The following is a 23,721-nucleotide window of genomic DNA, read 5'->3' as shown; positions in this document are numbered from 1 at the left end:
GCCGCCTGTAATAAATACATTTGGAGTGAAGAGCATGCCTAAGTACCGTTCCGCCACCACCACCCACGGCCGCAACATGGCGGGTGCCCGCGCATTATGGCGCGCGACCGGAATGACCGACGACGATTTTGGCAAACCCATTATTGCGGTGGTCAACTCATTTACCCAGTTCGTTCCGGGCCATGTGCACCTGCGTGATTTGGGCAAACTGGTTGCAGAACAGATCGAGGCCTCAGGCGGCGTCGCCAAAGAGTTCAACACCATTGCGGTGGATGACGGTATCGCCATGGGCCACGGCGGCATGCTCTATTCCCTGCCGTCGCGCGAATTGATCGCCGACTCGGTTGAATACATGGTGAATGCCCACTGCGCGGATGCGATGGTGTGTATCTCCAACTGCGACAAGATCACCCCAGGGATGCTGATGGCGTCACTGCGCCTGAATATTCCGGTGATTTTCGTTTCCGGCGGCCCGATGGAAGCCGGCAAAACCAAGCTTTCCGACAAGATAATCAAGCTGGATCTGATCGACGCCATGATCCAGGGCGCCAACCCGAACGTCAGCGATGCCGACAGCGCGCAGATCGAACGTTCCGCCTGTCCGACCTGCGGCTCCTGTTCCGGTATGTTCACCGCCAACTCGATGAACTGCCTGACCGAAGCCCTGGGCCTGTCCCAACCGGGCAACGGCTCGCTGCTGGCGACCCACGCTGACCGTAAGGATCTGTTCCTCAACGCCGGTAAACGCATCGTTGCGCTGACCAAGCGCTACTACGAGCAGGACGACGAAAGCGCACTGCCACGCAGCATCGCCAACAAGGCCGCATTCGAAAACGCCATGACGCTGGACATCGCCATGGGCGGTTCGACCAACACCGTGTTGCACCTGTTGGCGGCGGCTCAGGAAGGTGAAATTGATTTCACCATGGAAGATATCGATCGTCTGTCGCGCAAGGTACCGCACCTGTGCAAAGTGGCGCCAAGCACTCAGAAATACCATATGGAAGACGTACACCGTGCCGGTGGCGTACTGGCGATTCTGGGTGAGCTGGATCGTGCGGGTCTGATGAATCGCGACGTCGATAACATCCTGGGCCTGAAGCTGACGGAAACGCTGAACCAGTACGACATCATGCTGACTCAGGACGAAGCGGTGAAGAAAATGTTCCGCGCCGGGCCAGCGGGTATCCGTACCACCCAGGCGTTCTCGCAGGATTGCCGCTGGGACACGCTGGACGATGACCGCGCAGAAGGCTGTATCCGTTCGCTGGAAAATGCCTTCAGCCTGGAAGGTGGCCTGGCCGTGTTGTACGGCAACATGGCACTGGACGGCAGCATTGTGAAAACCGCCGGTGTGGATAAAGACAACCTGACCTTCCGTGGCCCGGCCAAAGTGTATGAAAGCCAGGACACCGCGGTAGAAGCGATCCTCGGCGGCAAAGTGGTTGCCGGCGACGTAGTGGTGATCCGCTATGAAGGGCCGAAGGGCGGGCCGGGCATGCAGGAAATGCTCTATCCAACCACTTACCTGAAATCCATGGGCCTGGGTAAGGCCTGTGCGCTGATCACCGACGGTCGTTTCTCTGGTGGGACTTCGGGTCTGTCTATCGGCCACGTTTCTCCGGAAGCGGGCAGCGGCGGTCTGATTGCGCTGATCGAAGACGGCGACATGATCGACATCGATATTCCAAAACGCAGCATGGTGCTGGATGTCAGCGACAGCGAACTGGCGGCACGCCGCGAAGTTGAACTGGCACGTGGCGATCGGGCCTGGACACCGAAAAACCGTGAGCGCCAGGTTTCCTTCGCTCTGCGCGCCTACGCCACACTGGCGACCAGCGCGGACAAAGGCGCAGTACGCGACAAGAGCAAGCTGGGAGGCTAAGCATCATGGCGGTATCGCAACCCCTACCCGACGCCCCCTGTGGCGCGGAGTATTTGCGAGCGGTGCTCCGCTCGCCGGTTTACGAGGTGGCTCAGGTCACCCCGTTGCAGACCATGAGCAAAATCTCTTCGCGGCTCGGCAATACTATTTTGGTGAAGCGCGAAGATCGTCAGCCAGTACACAGCTTCAAGCTGCGTGGGGCCTACGCGATGATCGCCAGCCTGAACGAAGAGCAAAAGGCGCGCGGCGTGGTGACGGCTTCGGCCGGCAACCATGCGCAGGGCGTGGCCTATTCAGGCAAACGGCTGGGGATCAAAACGCTGATCGTGATGCCGGTGACCACCGCAGACATCAAAGTGGATGCGGTACGCGGCTTTGGTGGCGAGGTGCTGTTGCACGGCGCCAACTTTGATGAAGCCAAGGCCAGAGCGATAGAGCTTTCACTCAAGCAGGGCATGACCTTCGTGCCGCCGTTCGACCACCCAACGGTGATCGCCGGGCAGGGCACGCTGGCGATGGAACTGCTGCAGCAGGACGCGCATCTTGATCGGGTGTTTGTACCGGTTGGCGGTGGCGGTCTGGCGGCGGGCGTGGCGGTATTGATCAAGCAACTGATGCCGCAGATTAAGGTGATCGGCGTGGAGGCGGAAGACTCCGCCTGCCTGCGCGCGGCGCTGGATGCCGGACATCCGGTGGATCTGGCCCGCGTTGGGCTGTTCGCCGAAGGCGTGGCGGTAAAGCGCATCGGTGACGAAACCTTCCGCCTGTGTCGGGAATACCTGGACGACGTGATCACCGTCGACAGCGACGCTATCTGCGCCGCGGTCAAAGATCTGTTTGAAGACGTGCGTGCCATTGCCGAGCCGTCCGGTGCGCTGGCGCTGGCCGGGCTGAAAAAGTATGTGCAGCAGCACAATATTCAGGGCGAACGTCTGGCGCACGTGTTGTCCGGCGCCAACCTGAACTTCCACGGTTTGCGCTACGTGTCGGAACGCTGCGAACTGGGCGAACAACGCGAAGCCCTGTTGGCGGTCACCATTCCTGAGCAGAAAGGCAGCTTCCTGAAGTTTTGCCAACTGCTGGGCGGGCGCTCGGTGACCGAGTTCAACTACCGTTACGCCGATGCCGATAACGCCTGTATTTTCGTCGGTGTCCGCCTGACGCGCGGCCATGCCGAACGTCTGGAAATCATCGATGAACTGCAGGCCGATGGTTATCAGGTGGTGGATCTGTCCGACGATGAAATGGCCAAGCTGCACGTGCGTTATATGGTGGGGGGACGTCCTTCGAAGCCGTTGCGCGAGCGTCTGTACAGCTTCGAATTCCCGGAGTCACCGGGCGCACTGCTGAAGTTCTTGCAGACGTTGGGCACCCATTGGAATATTTCACTGTTCCATTACCGCAGCCACGGCACCGATTTTGGCCGCGTGCTGGCAGGTTTTGAGCTGTCGCAGACCGAACCCGAGTTTGAGCAGCACCTGCAGGCGCTGGGCTATGACTGCCACGATGAAACCGACAACCCGGCGTTCCGCTTCTTTTTGCAGGGTTGATAAGAAATACATAAGTAATCGTGACCTATAAGCCAGTTTATAGGTTGCGTTGTTGTGATTTTGTTGTGCATTTTTATACTGCCAAGACTTTTGACGTATAGGGATGCGCGACAATGACAACGGCTTTTTCTTCGCCATTTGGTTCTCCCGAAGATCAATTAACCAGCGCCGAGTTCGCTCGAATGCTCGGTAACGGCAATGTGCAGGCAATGTATCGGGATATTGATTTACAAGCCTTGCAAGACTCCCTGGATTGCAGTATCGCTTTTCATGGGGTGGGGATTATTTTTTCTGACGGCCAAAATTCGTATTTGGTCAGGCCGACCAAACATACCGGTTACTCAACGTCCTCACAGGTCACCCACGTGGTGATCACCAAAACCGTTGCGCATACTTCACGTACCGCGGCAACCAATACCCTGTCTGAGGCTTTGACCAAACCGAACGTCGGCAAAGAACTGGCTTCGGCAGCGGTATCAGCGGCACTTTGTCCTCGCCTGCTAATGTGAAGGAAACGGGGCAATATTTTGTTGGGATCATGCAAAAATTACCGCAGATGGTGAGGTAATGTCGGACTGGATGATTAACCGCCTGATATCTCAAGGGCGAGAAATGGAACAGCAAATCCTGCAGCGGGATCCGGCGGTATATGCCGGCGTGGATGCGCAGCTTGAGCAACATTTTTTGACGCCGGGGCAGCGTTTGTCGCCGCCGGGCGTGGGCAATGTCATGTTGCTGCTAATTTGTCTTACGCTGGGGTTGGCGGGAACCATGGGGCTATTGGCCGATATAGCCCTTGCGGTAACCGGCAGTGCCTCTGCTGCCACCTTATTAGGCAGCGGCGCCATCATGGCCGTGTGGATGACGCTTGTCCTGTTTCACCTGGTTCAGGGTAAAAACACAGGGGTAGTATTGCTGAAATATTATCTTGGCATGCTGGCCGCGCTTTTGGTCGGTGCAGTAGTGGCCTGGGCAGCAAACATCACCGGTATTGCCAATGGCCTGATGTTGCTGTGTGCCTGCATTGGCGGGATTATTTTCAGTAACCGGGCGGTGTTTTATCTGTATGTTGCCTATTTCAGGACGCGCCGGCGCGTTTTTCTAAAGCGCCGTTGGCAGATGGAAGCCATGCATAACCCCCGCTAGAAAGCTTGTTACGGGAAGGAACATGACGCAGCAATTTAATGGTTTTAGCCAGCAGGGCCTGAATTTTCTTCAGCAGGTGCGCATTGAGAACGACAAGGAATGGTTTGAGGCCAACCGTGACGTTTACGATCGTGAACTATTAACGCCATTCCGTACGTTGGTAGCCGAACTGAGCCCGGCGATGTTGGCGATCGATCCCCTGTTCGAGACCCGGCCGGCGATCGGCAAAACGCTGTCGCGCATTCATCGCGACACGCGTTTTTCCCACGACAAATCGCGCTACCGCAGCCGCATGTGGCTGACGTTCAAACGGCCAAGCAAAGACTGGAAGGACGCGCCGGTCTACTTCTTCGAACTGGGGCCGGACATGTTGCGTTACGGGCTGGGTTATTACAGCGCCAACAAACCGACCATGGATCTGTTTCGCCATACGCTGCAACGCCGACCGCAGCCCTTTTTGGAGGTCGCGGCCTGCTGCCGGCCACCGTTCGAGCTGGTGGGTGAAAGCTACAAGCGGCCGTTAGTGAAAGAGCAGGCACCAGAAATCGCCACCTGGTACAACCGCAAATCCTTTGCGGTGATGGCGACCGACAGTCAGGTGGAAAAGTTGTTCAACGCCGGGTTGGTGCAGACTCTGGCGCAAGGTTTTCTGCAACTGGAACCGCTCTATCACTGGCTGATGCAGGTGGAGGCGATGAAGCAAGTCGATCCAGCGGATTTATGAAAGTAAGCGCCAGAAAGCGTCGATCAGCGGATCGCTGAGGCGTTTTTTCTGCACGCAGACCCCCAGCTCGAACGGCTCGACCATGGAAATATTCTCCAGTTGCGAGATGCGATTACGCACCGGCTCCGGGCTGTTGTCCACCACCACGCCGGGGATCAGCGCGATGCCGCAGCCCAGCGCCACCATCGAAACGATGGCCTCGTGGCCGCCAACGGTGGCGTAAATCAGCGGGTTGGTAATGCGCTGGCGACGGAACCACAGTTCGATGCGTTTTCGCGACGGGCCGTGCTCCGGCAGGATAAACGGAATATTGGCCCAGTCGGGTTGTTCGGCAAACGCCTGGCTGCGTACCGCGCAGGGCAGCGCCGGAGCAATCAGCACCAGCGGGATCTCACCGATTTTAGTGAACGCCACGCTGGTGGGCAGGGTTTCGGGCCGCCCGGCAATGCCGAGATCGGCTTCGTTGGACTGCACTTTGTCGACCGCATCGGCGGCGTCACCGGTGGTCAGTTTTATTTCTACCAGTGGATGCTGTGCGCGGAAGCGATCGAGGATCGGCGGCAGGTGGCTGTAGGCGGCGGTAACCGAGCAAAACAGCCGTAATTCGCCGCTTAGCGAAGGGCCATGTTGGCCCAGAGAATGCTTCAGTTGCTGGTATTGCAGCAGCGTCTGCTGGGCAAAATCTTTTAACTGTTCACCGGCGTCGGTGAGCTGTACGGTGCGGTTATCGCGCAAAAACAGCGGCTGCCCGAGGATCTCTTCCAGCCGTTGGATCTGGCGGGACAGCGTCGAAGGACTGACGTGCATCGCCTTGGCGGTGCGGCCAAAGTGATGGCTTTCAGCCAGATGGAGGAATAGCTTTAAATCACGCAAATCCATATCAGTACGCTCGCAGCAAGAGTGTTGCATAAATTGCAATGTCACATTCGTAATATATCAATTTAAGCAACGCGTTTCCTGTTATACATTGAGTTTAACGAATCTCCGCACAGACAGGGCGGGGAATGAAAATAACATCGATACCCATAGTCGACACAACATCTAACTGGAGCACCACCATGGCTAACTATTTCAACACCTTGAACCTGCGTCAGCAGTTGGCGCAATTGGGCAAGTGTCGCTTTATGGCACGTGAAGAATTTGCTGATGAAGCCGGCTACCTGAAAGGCAAAAAAGTGGTGATTGTCGGCTGTGGCGCGCAGGGGCTGAACCAGGGCCTGAACATGCGTGACTCCGGCCTGGACGTGGCCTATGCCCTGCGTAAGGAAGCCATCGACGAAAAACGTCCTTCATGGCGTAAAGCGACCGAAAACGGCTTCAAGGTAGGGACCTACGAAGATTTGATCCCACAGGCAGACCTGGTGGTTAACCTGACGCCGGACAAGCAGCATACCTCGGTCGTTCGTGCCGTACAGCCGCTGATGAAAGACGGTGCGGCGCTGGGCTACTCCCACGGTTTCAACATCGTAGAAGTGGGCGAGCAGGTACGTAAAGACATCACCGTAGTGATGGTAGCGCCAAAATGTCCGGGCACCGAAGTGCGTGAAGAATACAAACGTGGTTTCGGCGTGCCGACTCTGATTGCGGTTCACCCGGAAAACGATCCGAAAGGCGAAGGCATGGCGATTGCCAAGGCCTGGGCAGCGGCGACCGGCGGCCACCGTGCGGGCGTACTGGAATCTTCCTTCGTTGCCGAAGTGAAATCGGACCTGATGGGCGAGCAGACCATTCTGTGCGGCATGCTGCAGGCGGGTTCGCTGCTGTGCTTCGACAAACTGGTTGCTGAAGGCACTGACCCGGCTTATGCAGAAAAACTGATCCAGTTCGGCTGGGAAACCATCACCGAAGCGCTGAAGCAGGGTGGCATTACCCTGATGATGGATCGCCTGTCCAACCCGGCCAAACTGCGTGCCTATGCGCTGTCTGAGCAACTGAAAGAGATCATGGCACCGCTGTTCCAGAAACACATGGACGACATCATCTCCGGCGCTTTCTCCGGTGGCATGATGGCTGACTGGGCAGAAGACGACGTGAAACTGCTGAACTGGCGTGAAGAGACCGGCAAATCGGCGTTCGAAAATGCGCCACAGTTCGAAGGTAAAATCAGCGAGCAGGAATACTTTGACCATGGCGTGTTGATGGTAGCCATGGTGAAAGCCGGTGTTGAGCTGGCATTCGAAACCATGGTTGACGCGGGTATCATCGAAGAATCCGCTTACTACGAATCACTGCACGAGCTGCCGCTGATCGCCAACACCATTGCGCGTAAGCGTCTGTACGAAATGAACGTGGTTATCTCTGATACTGCAGAATACGGCAACTACCTGTTCGCCAACGCGGCAGTGCCGCTGCTGAAAGAGTTCATGACCACCCTGCAGGCGGGTGACCTGGGCAAATCCGTGGCCGGTACTTCGGTAGACAACGCGCAACTGCGTGACGTGAACGAAGCGGTACGTAATCACCCGATCGAATCCGTTGGTCGCAAGCTGCGCGGGTATATGACCGATATGAAACGCATCGCGGTAGCAGGCTAAATACCCGGAGTCTTTCAAGCTGTAGCGTTGTTACCTGCACTATCACACCCCAGTCACTTACTAAAGTAAGCTCCTGGGGATGAGATAGCTTGGCGCCTAGCTACAACTTGAAATCCATAGGGTATTAAGATTGGTTTTCGAGTCCAATAAAAAGGCCAGCGTTGTTGCTGGCCTTTCGCATTTTTGGAGATCAGGAATTATTGCGGCATGGCCGCCAGTGGAATAATGGCTCCGCGGTGCTGGATTACCGTGCTGGCGGTCAGATGACCGCACTGCGCCGCCTGCACGGCATCACCACCGGTTAAACGCACAGCCAAATAACCGGCGCTGAAGGAATCGCCTGCCGCAGTGGTATCCACCACCTTTTCTTTTGGCAGGCGCACTGCCGGGATTTCAAATTCGCTGCCTTCGGCGCTGAACACCAGGCAGCTATCCGCGCCGCGTTTAATCACTATCTCCGTTACCCCGAGCTGCTGAGTGCGCTGCACCACCTGTTCCAGCGGCAGTTTGCCCCATAGCAGATCTTCGTCATCCAGGGTCAGGAAGGCAATGTCGGTGCAGGCCAGTACTTCGCGGTAAACCTGCTGCGTTTCTTCCCGGCTTTGCCACAGGCGCGGCCGATAGTTGTTATCGAAAATCACCTTGCCGCCGTTGGCGCGACACTGTCTTAGCAATGTCAGCAGCTTGCTGCGGCTGACCGTATCGAGGATTGCCACGCTGATGCCGCTGAGGTACAGATAATCGAATTGGGCCAGTTGTTCGCACAAATTCTCCGCCTGTGGGCCAGCCAGCCAGTAGCGAGCGGCAGCGTCGTTGCGCCAGTAATAGAAGGTGCGTTCGCCGGTGGCATCGGTTTCAATCACGTACAGCCCCGGCAGCTTGTTCTCCAGCCGTTGTATCAGGCTGGTGTTGACCTTTTCCTGCTGCCACGCCTGCAGCATTTCCTGGCTGAAACTGTCGGTGCCGAGTGCGGTCACGTAATGCACCTGCAGCGTGCTTTCCGCCACCTGGCGGGCAATGTAGACGGCGGTGTTTAACGTATCGCCGCCAAAACCGCGGCTCAGATCCGCGCCTTTCTGCGACAGTTCAATCATGCATTCGCCGATCACGGCAAGATTTTGGGTGGTCATAGTCAACGAGCCCTGGCTGAAAGAAGAAGATGAATTGATGCGAAATACAGCCAGTCTCAATGCAAGGGATGGGGGAGTCAATAAAAATAAAACAACGTTTTAATTTATTTATGACGGCGATCGGGAAACTAAAAAGTTTCCCGATGCGTAGCCAACCTGCGGCCGTTATTTAGCGGCGGCGCGCAGGTCGGTGACGCTTTGGCCACCAATACCCCAGTTGTCGGTTTCTACTTCGTCAATGACCACCACGGTGGTAGCCGGGTTCTTGCCCAGCGTATCTACCAGCAGTTGGGTCACCCCGGCGATCAGCTGTTTCTTTTGCTCCGGCGTCGCGCCTTCGCGGGTAATTTTGATATTGACGTAGGGCATGTATTTTCCTTGGGTTTTAATACCAGTATTCAATGTAGAAGGCTTTCGTCGCCGCTTAAAGTTTTATCGCCCGCTGCCGATAAATCAGGGAGGCAATCATGCAAGCCTGAGCGTTTTCATTTCCCTTCGATGGCAATAGTACCAATGACAACCAAGATGACTTCGGGTCTGCTGGCGCCACTCCTCGCCGTATGCACGCATATCAAAGCGCAGCATTATTGGCGTCAATGCCGCCGTCAGTACACCTTCCAGCCGATCTACCGCACCTGTGGCGCTTTACTGGCGCTTGAACTACTAACCGCGGTATCTCATCCGTCCGCGCCGGACAAACGACTGTCCCCGGAGCACTATTTCGCCGCCCTCGACGTCCGCAAGCGCCTGCAGATCATTCAGGAACAGCTGGAACTGCTGCAGTACTGGCAGCCGCTGCTGACCCGCCACGGGTTGATGGTGTCGGTCAATATCGACGGTATTGCCTTGCAGGCATTGCAGCAGCACGGCGCGTTGCAACGTCAGATTGCTGGCATGCCCTATCTGCGTTTTGAGCTGGTGGAGCATGCCGGGATGGCATTAAACGGCCCGTTGCAGCAGATTGCCGGTGCAGAGCGGCTGTGGCTGGATGACTTCGGTAGCGGCCTGGCGAATTTCTCGGCCGTCAGCACCTGGCGTTATCAATACATCAAGGTTGCGCGTGAGCTATTCACCTTGCTCAAGCAAACGGAAGATGGTGTCCAGTTACTTGTTACCCTGATCAAAATGATGAACCAGCATAGCGAAGGGGTGATCGTCGAAGGGGTGGAAACCGAGCAGGAATGGTTGCTGGTGCAGCGCTCTGGCGCGCTGGCTGCCCAGGGTTACTTTCTTTCTCGCCCGGCCCATTTCGACACCCTGCAAAGCCTGCCTACGCGATTTTCCATGCCTGCCGCCTGAGCCCCGTCTCCCTCTAAAGCGTGAACTCTTGCCTATCCTCGGCTAGGCTTGGTAAAGCCACTTATCAATTTATGGGTAAGCTATCGCGTTCAGGGAGCCGTTATGACAAGAACAGGAAAAGCGTTCACTTGGGTTGGCGGCATTGTGCTGCTGATCATCGCCGCGTTGGTGGTCTTTGTGCTGACCTTCGACTGGAACCGCCTCAAACCGACCATCAATGACAAGGTGTCGGCCGAGTTGCATCGTCCGTTCGCCATCCGTGGCGATTTGGGGGTGGACTGGTCACGCGATGATAAAGATATAGGTGGCTGGCGCGCCTGGGTGCCCTGGCCGCGAATTCATGCCGAAGATGTTGTGCTGGGCAACCCGAAAAATATCCCTGGCGACAGCATGGTGCAGTTACAGCGCGTCGAAGCGAGCATTTCGCCGCTGGCACTGCTGGGCAAACAACTGTTGATCCCGCGTATCTGGCTGAAGCAGCCGAACGCCAGCTTGCAGCGGTTGGCCAACGGTGAGAATAACTGGACCTTCAACCTGGCCGGTGACCCTAACCAGCCGCCGTCTGCCTGGTCGGTGAATATTCATGACATCGTCTTCGATCGCGGCCAGATTGCTTTTAAGGACGCCACGCTGAAGGCCGATTTTCGCGCGGAGATTGATCCACTCGGCAAGCCTTTGCCATTTAGTGAAGTCACCGGCAAAAAAGATGCCGGCACGACGATCCCCCAAGACTATATTTTCGGCTGGAAGGTGAAAGGCAAATACAACGGCGAGCCGTTATCGGGCAGTGGCAAGATTGGCGGCATGCTGTCGTTGCAGAATGCCGAGGTGCCATTCCCGCTGCAGGCCGACGTACGCTCCGGTTCCACTCGGGTGGTGGTGGCGGGGACGTTGTCCGACCCGATGAACCTTGGCGGGTTGGATCTGCGGCTTAAATTCTCCGGCGACAGCCTGGGTAACCTGTATGCCCTTACCGGCGTGTTGTTGCCCAATACCCCGCCATACTCCACCGATGGCCACCTGACTGCCCGACTGCACGAGAAAGGCGGCGCGGTGTTCCAGTACCAGAAATTCGACGGCAAAATTGGCGACAGCGATATCCACGGTGATTTGAAATATGTCGCCGGAAAACCCCGGCCTACGCTGAGCGGCGAAGTGTTGTCGAAACAGCTGCGTTTTGCCGATCTGGCACCGCTGATTGGTGCCGACTCCAATACGCAAAAAGCCGGTCGCGGTGAGAAGAGCCGCCAGCCAGCGGGCAAAGTGCTGCCGGTAGAGAAATTTGATACCAAAAGCTGGAAGGTGATGAATGCGGACGTCAAATTCACCGCCAAACGCATTGAACACGGCAGTTCGCTGCCGTTGAGCGATCTCTATACCCATCTGCAATTGGATAACGGCGTCATAGTGATGGATCCGCTGCGGTTCGGCGTGGCGGGCGGTAACCTCAATTCGACCGTCCGGCTCGATGGCAGCAAAAATCCGATGCAGGGTCGGGCTGATTTGCATGCGCGTAAATTCCAGCTCAAGCAGTTGCTGCCGGATGTAGGCTCGATGAAGCGTAGCCTGGGGCAATTGAACGGCGATGCCAAACTGACCGGCAGCGGCAATTCGGTGGCCGATCTGCTGGCGACCAGCAGCGGCGATTTGCGCATGGTGATTAACAACGGGGTGATTAGCCGCAGCCTGATGGAAATTCTCGGATTGAACGTCGGCAACTATCTGGTGGCGCAATTATTTGGTGATGACGTCGTGGGGATAAACTGCGCGGCGGCGGATGTTGGTATCCGCGACGGCGTGGCGGCACCTCGGCTGTTTGTGTTCGACACCGAGAACGCGATTATCAACATCAGCGGCAATACCAACTTCGCCACCGAGCGGCTGGACCTGTCCATCGATCCTGAAAGCAAGGGCATGCGGGTGCTGACGCTGCGTTCACCGCTGTACGTGAAAGGCACCTTCGCGCACCCGGATGCCGGTGTGAAGGCCGGCCCGCTGATTGCACGTGGTGCGGCGGCGGTGGCACTGGGCGTGGTGCTGACGCCGGCAGCGGCCCTGCTGGCATTGGTTTCCCCCAGCGAAGGCGGTGAAGAAAACCAGTGCGGGAAAATCCTTCAGCAGATGAAGCAGAAAAAATGATCGCTAACGGCCCGCATTGCGGGCCACGCTTACTGCAGAACCCGGCAGTCGTGATCCTGGATCTCTTCTGACGAAGCCAGCGTAAACGGCAGCAGGCTGCGCTCGGTGGCCAGCAACAGAAAATCGCCGCCCGGCAGTGCGGTCATTGCCAGGCCAAAGCTCCCCATGCGCCCCTTTGAGCGTGAGACCTCATCTGCCAGCAGGCGGAAAGCACCCTGTTTGTGCAACTCTTCAGGCGTCACCCGGCGCACCAGATAGTCATGGCCCAGCAGGCCGCCAGGCAACGGTTCCCACCGCTGGCTGTAATCTGCCGCATACTGCGCCAACTGCGTTTTTACCGCAGGCAGCAGGCAGGAGATATGAATGTGCAACTGGTTCTGAGTGCGGCCATAGGCCGAATTAATCGCCAGCGAAATATCGGCGTCGTCGATCGCCTTGCCGTACTTATCGGCCATAAAGTGCCGTGCCTGCCAGGCTTGCTCAAAGAAGTTTGGGGTCGTGGCAGCCAGTACCTCGGGGCTTTCAATGCCGGTAATTTTAGCGCTTGGCATCAACAGATATTGCAGTGGCCCGTTACGGTCCTTAAACACCACAAAACCGGCCTGAGGGTCCACCTGCGCACAGGGCGCCGGGTTGTTATTTGCCTGTTGGTTGGGCAGACACTGTTGGCTGACGATGCGCCACAGCGCGCTCGACTGGGGTGGCTTCACCCATATCCAGAGCGCACCAGCAATGACAATGGCGGCCATTAGCAACGGCGCAACGTACAAAAACAGCCTGCGGCGCAAAGACATGATTGATTTCCATTTCCGTAAAAGGAGAAGCATTCAGCATAGTCTGATTTTATGACAGGAGACAACGCGGGGAGTGCGGCCCGCAGGCAGGGGCCGCATAAGCAGGATTACAGCGACTGGTCGCGGGTTTCTTTCATCAGCAACAGGGCTATCAGCGTGAGACAGGCCATGGATGCCAGATACAGCCCGACGTAGAACAGGCCGTAGTGGGTTGCCAGCCAGGTAGCGATATAAGGTGCCACTGCCGCCCCGAGGATTGACGCCACGTTGTACGAGAACGAAGCCCCGGTATAACGCACTTCGGTCGGGAACAGTTCTGGCAGCAGCGCGCCCATCGGGCCGAAGGTCAGGCCCATGATGCTCAGACCACACAGCAGGAAGCCCATCACCAGCGCCTGGTTACCGGAGCCCAGCATGCTTGGGAACAGGAAGGCGAAGGCGATCATCAGCAGAGTGATAACGATCATGGTCTTGCGACGACCAAAGGCATCGGCCAGCAGGCCGGCAATCGGCACCATCACACCAAAACCAATCACCGCCACCATCAGCATCCACAGGAAACTGTTGCGCGAGTAACCCAGCCCCAGCGGCTGCGCCGTGGTGCCGTAGGTCATTGAGTAAACCGTCATCAGGTAGAACAGGGTATAGGTCGCCAGCATGATAAAGGTGCCGAGGATGGTCGCCTTCAAATGCTTGCTCAGCAGGGTACCGAGCGGGATTTTCACCTGTTTGCCGGCTTTGGCCACCTTGGCGAATACCGGAGTTTCATGCAGCGACACGCGCACGTACAGGCCGATCAGCACCAGGGCGGCGGACAGGATAAACGGCACGCGCCAGCCCCATTCCATAAATTGTTGGTCAGTCAGCAGCCAGGAGAGCAGCAGGAAGGTGCCGTTAGCGAAGAAGAAACCGATAGGCGCGCCCAGCTGTGGGAACGAACCATACAGCGCCCGCTTCTTGGGAGGGGCGTTCTCGGTTGCCAGCAAGGCGGCTCCGCCCCATTCACCCCCCAGCCCCAGGCCCTGACCGAATCGCGCCAGCGCCAGCAGGATAGGGGCGAAGATGCCGATGGTTTCGTAGCTTGGCAGCAGGCCGATCAGCACGGTGGAAATCCCCATGGTGAGCAGCGAGGCGACCAGCGTCACCTTGCGCCCCACGCGATCGCCAAAGTGGCCGAACAGCGCCGAGCCAATCGGACGCGCCACAAAGGCGACGGCAAAGGTGGCCAACGACTGTAGCGTCGCGGTGGTGGGATCGCCCTGCGGGAAGAAGATATGCGGGAATACGATCACCGCTGCGGTGGCGTAAATATAGAAATCGAAAAACTCGATGGCGGTCCCGACCAGCGAGGCGACAATCACTTTTCCGCGTGAGTTGACTGGTGTTGGCGCGTCGTCGGCGTCCAGAGTTGGTGCGATGGAGGCTTGCATAATTTTTCTTATATTTTGGATTGGTAAAAATCCATCTTAGTCATAGCAAAATGCCTTTTCAATGGTGAAACTTTGTACAATGCCGCAATTAACCGGTTAAAAAGCTTAATGTTTCATTGGCGTGTTTCTGCGTGGTTTTTAACGTTGCCAAATGAATGATTTGCAGACTTAACATCTGTAAAAGCCGCAAAGAAAAGTTATCGGGTAGTTTGTTATGCTGGATTTGCTAGGTGTGGTGTTGATATTTTGGTTTTATGTGCTGGGTTTTGGGCTAAATATCGGAATAAAAAACCAGCCACCAGAAGGTGGCCGGTATGATTGCATTGCTTTAGGGGGCAGGTTGCTCGGAGGCTGGCAGAGTTTTGTCTTCTTTATACTGCGCGGTGGCGATCCAGGCGGCGCAAAAAAGCGTCAGTCGGGCAAAGAAATAGAAAAACGCCATCAACCCGATTACCGAACCAAAGGCGGCACCGGAAGGCGATTTAGCCACCTGTGGCAGCGTCATGGTCATCACAAACTTAATCACTTCGAAGCCAATGGCGGCAAGCAGCGTGCCACGCAGCAGCGCCTTCTTTTTCGGCTTATGCCGCGGCAGCATCCAGAAGATCCACAGGAACAGCAGATAGTTGGCGAAGATGGAGATTGACAGCGCAATCAGCGTCATCGCCGGCCGCAGCCACTCGATACCCTCCAGGCCCAGTGCACGGACAATGGCCGCCTGTGCCGAACCGGCGATGGAGGTCAGCGTCAGGGTGATAATCAGCGCCACCACCAATCCACTCAGCGAAATAAAGTCGCGGGTGTATTTGAAGTAGATTTTTTCCTGATCCTGCGGATTACGTTCCCATACGTCACGCGACTGCGCGCGGATCGCCTCACGCAGGTTACCCATCCAACTGATGCCTGAATACAGCGCCAGCGCCAGACCGGTCAGCCCCACGGTGGTGCGCTGCTGAATCGCCGTATTGACGGTGTTTTTCAGCGTGCTGGCCAGCGTAGGGTCACTGATGCTGCCGACAATCTTATTAATCAGCTCAGTCAGCAGGTCAGGATTGGATGCCAGCACAAAGCCGACGGCGGCAAACGACACCATCAAAATCGGGATCAGCGAAAGAAACGAAAAATAGGTGATAGCGGCGCCGAACTGGCTGCCCAGACGATCGTTAAAGCGCTCGGTGGCGCGCAGCAGGTGAGCGATGCTTGGCCAGGCCTTGATGCGTTCGACCAGGCGTGAAAAACCGGAGATGCGGCGGTCAATAGTCTGATGGCCGGTTTTGATGGCGATCAGCGGCTTTTGCGGCGCTTCACTGTTGGGCTGTCGGGGGTCTTTATCTGATCCTGTAGGCATTACGTCACGATTTCCTTAACGATAAATAGGCTCTCTCAGCCTTGATTATAGCCAAAAGGCGCGCTGATTTGGCCGCCGGGTGGGGCAACCGGCTAATTTGTGAGCTTAACGCGTTCGTTCATCGGGTGAAATGTTACTACCTGCCGATAGGTAAAATTCTTATGTCAGCCCCGTGCCAGCGGGGTTTTTTTCGTTCATCGACCTCCAATTTTTATCTGTTTCATCACCAAGAAAGCGTTTACTCATGATGTGGCGCTGCGGTTTACCAGCCGCCGCGTGACTGCAGCCGTAGGGGCTGGAACGGTTTCACCTGTTATCACTGGATAAAATGGAAGGTCATATGAAATTACTTAATCACCCCACCTGTCGTCCGTTTACCGAAGCGGGCAATTTGACACAGATTTCCGCTTACTATGAAGAAGGGCGACACATCATGTGGATGCTGCTGCGTGCGGAACCGCGCCCTTGCTTTAATCAGGCGTTAATTGAAGACATCATGACGTTGGCGCAGGCAGCCAAAGAATCATCATTGCAGTTTGATTTTTGGGTCACTGGCTCGTTGGTGCCCAATATGTTCAACGTGGGTGGCGATTTGCAGTTCTTCGCCGAGGCGATTAAAAATCGCAAACGTGAGGCGATGATGGCTTACGCACGGGCCTGCATTGATTGCGTGCATGCGGCGGCTCGCGGATTTGATACCGGAGCGGTTAGCATCGCGATGGTCGAGGGCAGTGCACTGGGCGGCGGCTTTGAAGCGGCGCTGGCGCACCATTTCGTTCTGGCGCAGAACAATGCGCGCATGGGCTTCCCGGAAATTGCGTTTAATCTGTTCCCCGGCATGGGCGGTTATTCGCTGGTGGCGCGTAAAGGAAACATGCGCCTGGCAGAAGAGCTGATTTGGGGAGGCGAGTCGCATACCGCGGAATGGTTTGAAAGCCGTGGCCTGGTCGATCAGTTATTCCAGCCAGGCGACGCTTATATAGCGACCCGTACCTTTATCGATACCATTCGGCCCAAACTGAACGGCATGCGTGCCATGCTGCGTGCCCGTCAGCGGGTGTTGCAGTTGACGCGTTCGGAACTAATGGACATTACCGAAGACTGGGTGCATTCGGCCTTCACTATCGAGGAGAAAGATCGCGCCTATATCGAACGTCTGGTGATGCTGCAGGATCGTCATACCCTGAACCTGCGTCGTGCCGGCTAATGTTGCCCTGCCCGCCTCACGCTGAGGAGGATGGCGGGCGATAAGACTGCAGCCAATGCTCCAGCTGTTCCGGGAGCATTGGCCGCGCAAACAGGAACCCCTGTTTTTCATCCACGCCGATTTCATCGAGGAACCGATTTTCGCTTTCTGTTTCCACGCCTTCGGCGATCACCCGGAATTTAAGCGCTTCGGCCGCTGCGACGATGGCTCGCACCAGCGATTGTGAAACCGGATTGTCATTCACTCCGCGCACAAAGCTTTTATCCAGTTTAATCGCATCCAGCGGAATACGCGCCAGCTGTGCCAGCGAAGAGTAGCCGGTGCCAAAATCATCAAGATGAACCTGTGCGCCCAGCTCGCGTAGCCGGGTGATCACTTCGCGAGCGCGTTTCTCATCCTCAATCAGGCTGCTTTCCGTGAGTTCAAAATCCAGCAGGCAGGGGGTCAACTGATTGTGCTGCAACACCTGCGCCAGATCTTCAACGATAGAGTCATCCACCAACTGGCGGGCGGAAAGATTGACCGCGACCCGCAGTTGCAAGCCCTGTCGTTGCCACTGAGCGGCCTGTTTGGCGGCGGTTTGCAGCACCCAACGGCCGAGTGGGCCGATCAGACCGGACTCTTCCGCGTAAGAGATAAACTGCAGCGGCGGGATCAGGCCGCGCTCGGGGGAATCCCAGCGTACCAGCGCTTCCACGCTGCATACCCTGCCGCTGAGCGCCTCTATTTTTGGCTGGTAATACACCACCAGTTGATTTTGTTCCAATCCCTTACGCAGGTTGGTGTCCAGCCACATGTATTCCGCGACGCGTTTATTCATTTCCGGCGAGAACACGGTATAGGTCCGTTTGCCATGCTCTTTGGCGACATACATGGCGGTATCGGCACTGCGGATCAGGCTGTCGAGGTCGTTGCCGTGTTCGGGACACAGTGCGATACCAATAGAACAGCCGGTATAAACTTCGATAAGCCCTATGCGGAACGGCGTTTTCAGCCGGTCGATAATGCGCTGGGCCAGGCGTTGCAGCATTTCGCGGTCGGCCTGCTGGGCCAGCACCAGGAATTCATCTCCCCCCAACCGGGCCAGGGTTTGGTCGTTATCCAGACAGCCGAGCACCGCCAGCGACACCTCCACCAATAAACGGTCGCCGAACATATGGCCGTAGGCGTCGTTAACCTTTTTAAAATTGTCGAGATCGAGGTACACCAGGCCAACACTGTGGCCATCGCGAGTGGCGATCGACTGGGTTATTTTGTCCTGAATGGCATTGCGATTGGGCAGGCCGGTAATGATGTCGGTATTGGCCAGCACCCGCAGACGTTCCTGGGCGCGGCGTTCTTCGGTGATATCGGTACCGGAGCAAATCAAAAAAACTTCATTTTTGCCGCTGCCGCTGTGGACGAACTTGTTGCGGAACAAAAACAGCCGCTCGCCTTTCACCGTTTTGATCCAGCGTTCTACCTCATAGGAGGAACCATTACGGAAAAAACCGGCGATGTTGCGCCGTGATGCCGAGGCTTCCTCCGGGCTCATAAATAATTGAAAGACGTTTTTACCAATAACATCATGTTCGTGCAGGCCGGTGTACTCTTCGCTCAGGCGGTTGAAACGCTGAATGCGGCCGTGTTGATCGACAATCACAATCACGGAGTTGGCTTCGGACACCACCTGCTCGGCAAAGGATAGGCCGTGTACCAGGTCACGGGCGACCGATTGAGTGTCGCTGAAGGCGGAGGCGGTGCCTGCCCATTCCAGATTGTTGACTCGTCGGCCGACCAGATGCAGATGTATCGGTTCGCCGCCGAGCGTGATGGTGATATCAAGGCTGGCGGTAATGCCACTCAGGCGACGGATTTTAGCCGCCTGCATGGCGCTGAGCGCCACGGCCATATGAGTTTTACCTTTGACTGCCGACAACGCCAACGCATTGCTGTCAAACGCCAATCGCCAATAAGGGCTGTTGGTGCCGAAGTGAGCGTTAAGAAGCATAGGGCCTTGGTCTGCGAACATGATGATTCCTCAAAAGGGCACGACAGCCAGGTCTGTGCGATGAGCGCAGCCGCAGGTTTCTGGCCCGGGAGTGGCCGTAGTGCACGTATCTCCATCATATAACAGGTTTTACACCGGCGGGGGATGAAACTATTATATAAGCAATAATTAGTTTTGCCCTGTAATCGTCAAATTGCCGCACGTTTTAAAGTGTAAGTGAGAACCTGGGATTTCGAGAGATTGATGCGATCCTGGTGCTTCGCGCACTGCGATCATTTTGTTGCCGGGCGGTTGTAGCGGAGGGGGCTACATTATAATAAAGTGGGCCGCTGGTGGGAATAATCCTATAGAAAAAGACATCATGTTGTGGTGGTTTTTATGCTCTGGGAAACCAAACTTTCCAAATAATACGCATTATCTTCATAATTCATTCATTATTGATGGATAAAAGTGTTTCGGGCTTTAATAAATTTACACACAATCGCATTACTATATATTTATCGGCCTATTATTATCTCCGACGAAAGATGAGCCTGTTCACGTACAGCGCTCCTGATGAAGAATAATTTTAAGGAAATGAATATGCGTAAACTGACCGCTTTATTTGTCGCTTCAACTCTGGCACTGGGTTCTGCTTCTATGGCTTTCGCTGCAGATACCACGGCAGCACCGGCTACTACAGACGCCGCCCCGATGAACATGAAAATGATGCATCATAAAGGTGAAGGTAAAGGCGGCCCGTTTGCCGGCCTGAACCTGACCGAGCAACAGCGCCAGCAAATGCGCGATATTATGAAAGAATCGCACCAGAAACGCGGCGAAGGTACTAAAGAAGAACGCCAGGCACTGCATAGTATGGTCGCTTCCGACAGTTTCGATGAAGCCAAAGCGAAAACCCAAATTGATGCCATCAGCAAAGCACAGTCCGAACATATGCTGGAGCGCGCCAAGGCTGAAAATAAAATGTATAACCTGCTGACCCTTGAGCAGAAAAAACAATACAATGAGAATTATCAGAAACGCGAACAAAAAATGATGGAACACATGAATAACATGAAGTCGAAAATGACGAATTCACAGTAATAAATTCATGTGGTGAATATAAAAAGGGCCAGAGTAATCTCTGGCCCTTTTGCTTATCTCACTGCTACTTCACTTCCCGTTAAACAACGGGTTTCCCTGGTGTTGTGCGCGAGTAAGCTATTTTCCTGTCAATCTCTGTTAATTTTTTTAAATTGGCGCGTGGTTTCAGTTAACGCCAGTTCCGTAGGTAAGCGCTCCATCGAGCTGGCGCCGTAGAAACCATCGACTAACGGACAGTGCTGCATGATATACGCAGCATCTTCAGGCGTGGCTATGGGGCCGCCGTGACACAGGACGATTACGTCTTCGCGAACCTGTTTGGCGGCCTGGGCCCATTCGTTAATCAGAGGGACGCAATCAGCCAGTGTCAGCGAGGTTTCTGCGCCAATACTGCCGCCGGTTGTCAGCCCCATGTGTGGGACGATGATATCTGCCCCTGCTTCGGTCATCGCGATCGCATCTTGCGCATTAAAAACGTAGGGGGTGGTCAACAGGTCTTTCTCATGCGCCAGCCGAATCATATCCACCTCTAACGCATAGCCCATCCCGGTTTCTTCCAGGTTGGCGCGGAAATTGCCGTCAATCAGGCCGACCGTTGGGAAGTTTTGTACGCCGGCGAAACCCGTGTTTTTAATCTCATCGAGAAACTTATCAAAGTGGCAAAAAGGATCCGTGCCGTTAACCCCAGCCAGAACCGGGGTCTGCTTGACCACCGGCAGGACTTCTTTGGCCATGTCCATCACGATTTCATTGGCGTTGCCATACGCCAGCAGGCCAGCCAGAGAACCCCGGCCCGCCATGCGGTAGCGACCCGAGTTGTAAATGACGATCAGATCGATACCGCCGGCCTCTTCACACTTGGCCGAGAGCCCGGTGCCGGCACCGCCACCGATGATCGGTTCGCGGCGAGCAATCATTCCCCTGAATTTGGTCAGTAATGCCTGTCGAGTGTGTTTGGCCATGTGTAACTCCAATCAATAAGAATGAGAGATCTCCCGGAACTGTTGCACGGCGGCGTCGGCAAAGCGGGGATCGTTGATGTTGTAAGGGATCTTGATTAGGCGCTGTTTTTCTTTGGGTTGCCAAGTCGCTTCCAGCGCATTGACGAAAGCGGTCAACGCCTCTGGATCCCAAAATGCCTGCCCGGGTGAGTCAAGTGCTGAAACACCGCCTTCAGGGATCAGGAAGCGAATCTCCCCTGCGCATGCGTTCAACTTTTCGCCGATCCAGCGGCCCATTTGGGCATTTTCTTCTGGTGTAGTCCGCATCAGCGTCACTTGGGCATTATGGTTGTAAAACTGGCGTTCGGCGTAGCGAGCAGGGATGGTACCGGGATGACCAAAGTTGATCATATCCAGCGCACCGCAGGACATGACGCAGGGAATGCCGGTACGGGCTATCGCGTCGAAGCGATCTTCAGTACAGGCCAGCACGCCGCCAAACAGATGGTCACAGACTTCGGTGGTGGTTAAATCGAATACCCCGTTCAGCAGATGGCTGTCGACCAGTTTTTCCATTGCCTGGCCACCGCTGCCTGTCGCATGAAATACCAGGCAATCCCACTCATTTTCAATTGCCGCAGTTACTGCCTGAATGCAGGGAGTCGTGACACCGAACATGGTAAGCCCAACGGCAGGTTTACTGTCTGTATCAATCGGTGTGGCAAAGCGAACGGCACCGGCAATTTGATGTGCGGCATTGCCCAGCACGAGGCGGGAAATACGATTCAGCCCGGCGACGTCGGTAACCGAGTACAACATGCCAATATCGCTGGCACCGACATAGCCGGAAGTGTCACCGGAAGCCATGGTCGATACCATCAGCTTTGGCAGACCAATGGGTAATTGTTGCATGGCAGGTGTAATCAATGCGGTACCGCCGGAACCGCCCAGGCCAAGCAGGGCTGCAACATCCTGGCGTGAGAGCATGAATCGCTCGAAAGCAATGGCCATGGCGGCAATGGCTTTACCACGGTCGTCACAAAATACGGCATTCTCGCCTTCAGGATGATAACTGGCGACGGTGGCGGCGGAAACATCGGCAGGGTAGCTGGCCGGGATATGATGAGTAGATAAATCGACGGTTAGCGTGGGTAATCCGGTATCGGCGATCAGGCTGCGAACATAAGCCAGTTCTCGTCCTTTAGTATCCGCCGTTGTCGCAATATAGATGATTGCCTGATTATTGTTCATTAGCCTGTTCCTGAATTGTAGGTTCGGATGGCCGCCACGCTTTTTGATAATTTTATTATAATTTAATTGGTTAACTAAATTGAATCCCTGGTGCTGACTAAGGTTGCTGAGCGTAGTCGGTGAATTCATCATCATAATGAGACTGTAGTATCATTTATGCAAGTGGGTTTGATGGAAAAATGAGATTAATGTCTCATTAGCTAAGTGAAAGGACAGAATTGCGTCTTCTCCTGGATAGCACAGAGTCAGGCAAGTTTGTTACAGTGGGCTATATTTGCCTGAGCTCTTGTTCTGGCCTGCGTTAGATTGGTGAGAAAGGGGTCATCGTGCCATTAAATCTACCCGAAAATTTGACTCATACACGAGCCAGAACCCGCAAGCTGTTGCTCGCCAGCGCGATGGTATTGTTCGATGGTGGGGCCTTTCCCTCCATTACTGAATTGGCCCAGCACGCGCAGGTTTCCCGCGCGACGGCCTATCGTTATTTTCCTACTCAGAGCGCATTGATCACGGCGGTGGTTGCAGAGAGTTTGGGACCTATTCTTGAATGGCGGCCGATAGACAATGATGCCGGGGCGCGGATCCAACAATTACTGAGTTTTGCTTATCCGCAAATGGAGCAACATGAGGGAGCTTTGCGCGCGGCATTGCTATTGTCCCTCCAGCAATGGGCCGAGGCACAATCGAGCAACATTAAACCTGTTGAAAAGTTCGTCCGCGGCAACCGCAAACGCCTGCTGAATCTGGCAGTTGAGCCGTTGCAGGATAAACTACCGCCCGAGGCGTTACAGCGGGTGATTCATTCTTTCTCGCTGATCTATGGTTCGGAAGTTTTTCTGGTACTGAAAGATATTTGGGGACTGGATCTCGGTGGCATCCAGGATGTGACGCAATGGATGGCGAAAGCCATTATTCGCCAGGCTGAAGAAGATGCGATGAACAGCAGAAAACCACTAGCATGATAGTCCAATTTTTACGGTCATTCTCGGCGAAAACCAGCACATTTCACTGAGTGAGTATTGGCAATAGTTATAATTAAAACTGATAAAAAGAGCGTCTTAAGCATTTTTTTACCGGCCGCATGGAGATGTCCCTGCGGCCTTTTTTGTCTCTATTATCCCTATTTTTCATTGAATTATATTTTATCCTCAACACCCTAAATTCACGCTTCTCGCTGGTGATAGCCATCGAAGATCCTTATGCCTTTCCCCTGTTTTCTCGATCCTTAGGTTTGCCGTTTAGGTCATTTCGCCCATTGACCCATTAGGCG

At 55.3% G+C, this 23,721-nt stretch carries 20 protein-coding genes; 11 read left to right on the top strand and 9 right to left on the bottom strand.

The window, feature by feature from the left end:
• Positions 1 to 34 precede the first annotated feature (34 nt).
• From ilvD to ACSOSI_RS24950, 5 genes are all read left to right on the top strand, one after another.
• Positions 35 to 1,885: a dihydroxy-acid dehydratase gene (gene ilvD / locus ACSOSI_RS24970; protein ID WP_012147431.1), complete on the top strand. Its 1,851-nt coding sequence runs from the start codon at positions 35 to 37 to the stop codon at positions 1,883 to 1,885.
• 5 nt (positions 1,886 to 1,890) lie between these two features.
• A complete protein-coding gene (gene ilvA, locus ACSOSI_RS24965; protein ID WP_012147430.1) occupies positions 1,891 to 3,435 on the top strand; it encodes a threonine ammonia-lyase, biosynthetic in 1,545 nt (514 codons plus the stop codon).
• Between the two features lie 113 nt (positions 3,436 to 3,548).
• On the top strand, positions 3,549 to 3,944 hold the full coding sequence (locus tag ACSOSI_RS24960) for a hypothetical protein (RefSeq protein ID WP_476706317.1): 396 nt from the start codon (positions 3,549 to 3,551) through the stop codon (positions 3,942 to 3,944).
• Positions 3,945 to 4,002: 58 nt separating this feature from the next.
• Positions 4,003 to 4,581, top strand: coding sequence for a hypothetical protein (locus tag ACSOSI_RS24955; protein ID WP_261133072.1), 579 nt, complete (start codon positions 4,003 to 4,005; stop codon positions 4,579 to 4,581).
• Between the two features lie 22 nt (positions 4,582 to 4,603).
• Positions 4,604 to 5,305, top strand: a complete 702-nt coding sequence (locus tag ACSOSI_RS24950; RefSeq protein ID WP_135344816.1) for a DUF2461 domain-containing protein — start codon at positions 4,604 to 4,606, stop codon at positions 5,303 to 5,305.
• Here ACSOSI_RS24950 and ilvY read toward each other — a convergent pair.
• Positions 5,300 to 6,184 carry an HTH-type transcriptional activator IlvY gene (gene ilvY, locus ACSOSI_RS24945; RefSeq protein ID WP_041418826.1) on the bottom strand — a complete coding sequence of 295 codons (885 nt, stop codon included), beginning with the start codon at positions 6,182 to 6,184 and terminating at the stop codon, positions 5,300 to 5,302. The genes ACSOSI_RS24950 and ilvY overlap by 6 nt on opposite strands.
• 179 nt (positions 6,185 to 6,363) lie before the next feature.
• Here ilvY and ilvC point away from each other — a divergent pair, with 179 nt between their 5' ends.
• Entirely contained in the window at positions 6,364 to 7,839 is a 1,476-nt protein-coding gene (ilvC, locus tag ACSOSI_RS24940) for a ketol-acid reductoisomerase (RefSeq protein WP_017894390.1), read from the top strand.
• A 197-nt stretch (positions 7,840 to 8,036) separates the two neighbouring features.
• Here ilvC and kdgK read toward each other — a convergent pair whose 3' ends face one another.
• Together kdgK and ACSOSI_RS24930 are read right to left on the bottom strand one after the other, a co-directional pair.
• Complete coding sequence (gene kdgK, locus ACSOSI_RS24935; protein ID WP_476706316.1) at positions 8,037 to 8,969, bottom strand: 2-dehydro-3-deoxygluconokinase; 933 nt, start codon at positions 8,967 to 8,969, stop codon at positions 8,037 to 8,039.
• Between the two features lie 165 nt (positions 8,970 to 9,134).
• Entirely contained in the window at positions 9,135 to 9,338 is a 204-nt protein-coding gene (locus tag ACSOSI_RS24930; protein WP_012147423.1) for a 2-hydroxymuconate tautomerase family protein, read from the bottom strand.
• Positions 9,339 to 9,482: 144 nt separating this feature from the next.
• Here ACSOSI_RS24930 and pdeH point away from each other — a divergent pair, with 144 nt between their 5' ends.
• Both pdeH and ACSOSI_RS24920 read left to right on the top strand, forming a co-directional pair.
• Positions 9,483 to 10,268: a cyclic-guanylate-specific phosphodiesterase gene (gene pdeH, locus ACSOSI_RS24925; protein ID WP_112363558.1), complete on the top strand. Its 786-nt coding sequence runs from the start codon at positions 9,483 to 9,485 to the stop codon at positions 10,266 to 10,268.
• 102 nt (positions 10,269 to 10,370) lie between these two features.
• A complete protein-coding gene (locus ACSOSI_RS24920) occupies positions 10,371 to 12,407 on the top strand; it encodes an AsmA family protein (RefSeq protein WP_012147421.1) in 2,037 nt (678 codons plus the stop codon).
• A 29-nt stretch (positions 12,408 to 12,436) separates the two neighbouring features.
• Here the strand turns inward: ACSOSI_RS24920 and ACSOSI_RS24915 are convergent, their stop codons facing one another.
• The 3 genes from ACSOSI_RS24915 to yhjD form a co-directional block, all read right to left on the bottom strand.
• Positions 12,437 to 13,201 carry a CDP-diacylglycerol diphosphatase gene (locus tag ACSOSI_RS24915; protein ID WP_476706315.1) on the bottom strand — a complete coding sequence of 255 codons (765 nt, stop codon included), beginning with the start codon at positions 13,199 to 13,201 and terminating at the stop codon, positions 12,437 to 12,439.
• Between the two features lie 107 nt (positions 13,202 to 13,308).
• The gene (locus ACSOSI_RS24910) at positions 13,309 to 14,631 is read right to left on the bottom strand and encodes an MFS transporter (RefSeq protein WP_012147419.1); all 1,323 of its coding nucleotides are present in this window, start codon (positions 14,629 to 14,631) and stop codon (positions 13,309 to 13,311) included.
• 328 nt (positions 14,632 to 14,959) lie between these two features.
• Positions 14,960 to 15,979 (bottom strand): inner membrane protein YhjD, encoded by a 1,020-nt coding sequence (yhjD, locus tag ACSOSI_RS24905; RefSeq protein ID WP_115183554.1) that lies wholly within the window; start codon positions 15,977 to 15,979, stop codon positions 14,960 to 14,962.
• Positions 15,980 to 16,319: 340 nt separating this feature from the next.
• Here yhjD and ACSOSI_RS24900 point away from each other — a divergent pair, with 340 nt between their 5' ends.
• Positions 16,320 to 17,186, top strand: a complete 867-nt coding sequence (locus tag ACSOSI_RS24900; protein WP_017894383.1) for a crotonase/enoyl-CoA hydratase family protein — start codon at positions 16,320 to 16,322, stop codon at positions 17,184 to 17,186.
• Positions 17,187 to 17,202: 16 nt separating this feature from the next.
• Here the strand turns inward: ACSOSI_RS24900 and pdeR are convergent, their stop codons facing one another.
• The gene (gene pdeR, locus ACSOSI_RS24895) at positions 17,203 to 19,197 is read right to left on the bottom strand and encodes a cyclic di-GMP phosphodiesterase (protein WP_012147416.1); all 1,995 of its coding nucleotides are present in this window, start codon (positions 19,195 to 19,197) and stop codon (positions 17,203 to 17,205) included.
• 561 nt (positions 19,198 to 19,758) lie between these two features.
• Between pdeR and spy the strand changes: the two genes are divergently transcribed.
• Positions 19,759 to 20,259 carry an ATP-independent periplasmic protein-refolding chaperone Spy gene (gene spy / locus ACSOSI_RS24890; RefSeq protein ID WP_476706314.1) on the top strand — a complete coding sequence of 167 codons (501 nt, stop codon included), beginning with the start codon at positions 19,759 to 19,761 and terminating at the stop codon, positions 20,257 to 20,259.
• A 128-nt stretch (positions 20,260 to 20,387) separates the two neighbouring features.
• On the opposite strand, the gene ACSOSI_RS24885 is transcribed toward spy, so the two are convergent.
• Both ACSOSI_RS24885 and ACSOSI_RS24880 read right to left on the bottom strand, forming a co-directional pair.
• The gene (locus ACSOSI_RS24885; RefSeq protein ID WP_261133083.1) at positions 20,388 to 21,221 is read right to left on the bottom strand and encodes a phosphoenolpyruvate hydrolase family protein; all 834 of its coding nucleotides are present in this window, start codon (positions 21,219 to 21,221) and stop codon (positions 20,388 to 20,390) included.
• Positions 21,222 to 21,233: 12 nt separating this feature from the next.
• Positions 21,234 to 22,451 carry a Tm-1-like ATP-binding domain-containing protein gene (locus ACSOSI_RS24880; RefSeq protein ID WP_476706313.1) on the bottom strand — a complete coding sequence of 406 codons (1,218 nt, stop codon included), beginning with the start codon at positions 22,449 to 22,451 and terminating at the stop codon, positions 21,234 to 21,236.
• Between the two features lie 326 nt (positions 22,452 to 22,777).
• Here ACSOSI_RS24880 and ACSOSI_RS24875 point away from each other — a divergent pair, with 326 nt between their 5' ends.
• On the top strand, positions 22,778 to 23,413 hold the full coding sequence (locus ACSOSI_RS24875; RefSeq protein ID WP_261437841.1) for a TetR/AcrR family transcriptional regulator: 636 nt from the start codon (positions 22,778 to 22,780) through the stop codon (positions 23,411 to 23,413).
• Positions 23,414 to 23,721 lie beyond the last annotated feature (308 nt).

It is taken from the genome of Serratia sp. AR11 (assembly GCF_056376275.1).
This window is presented reverse-complemented; position numbering and strand designations above follow the sequence as displayed.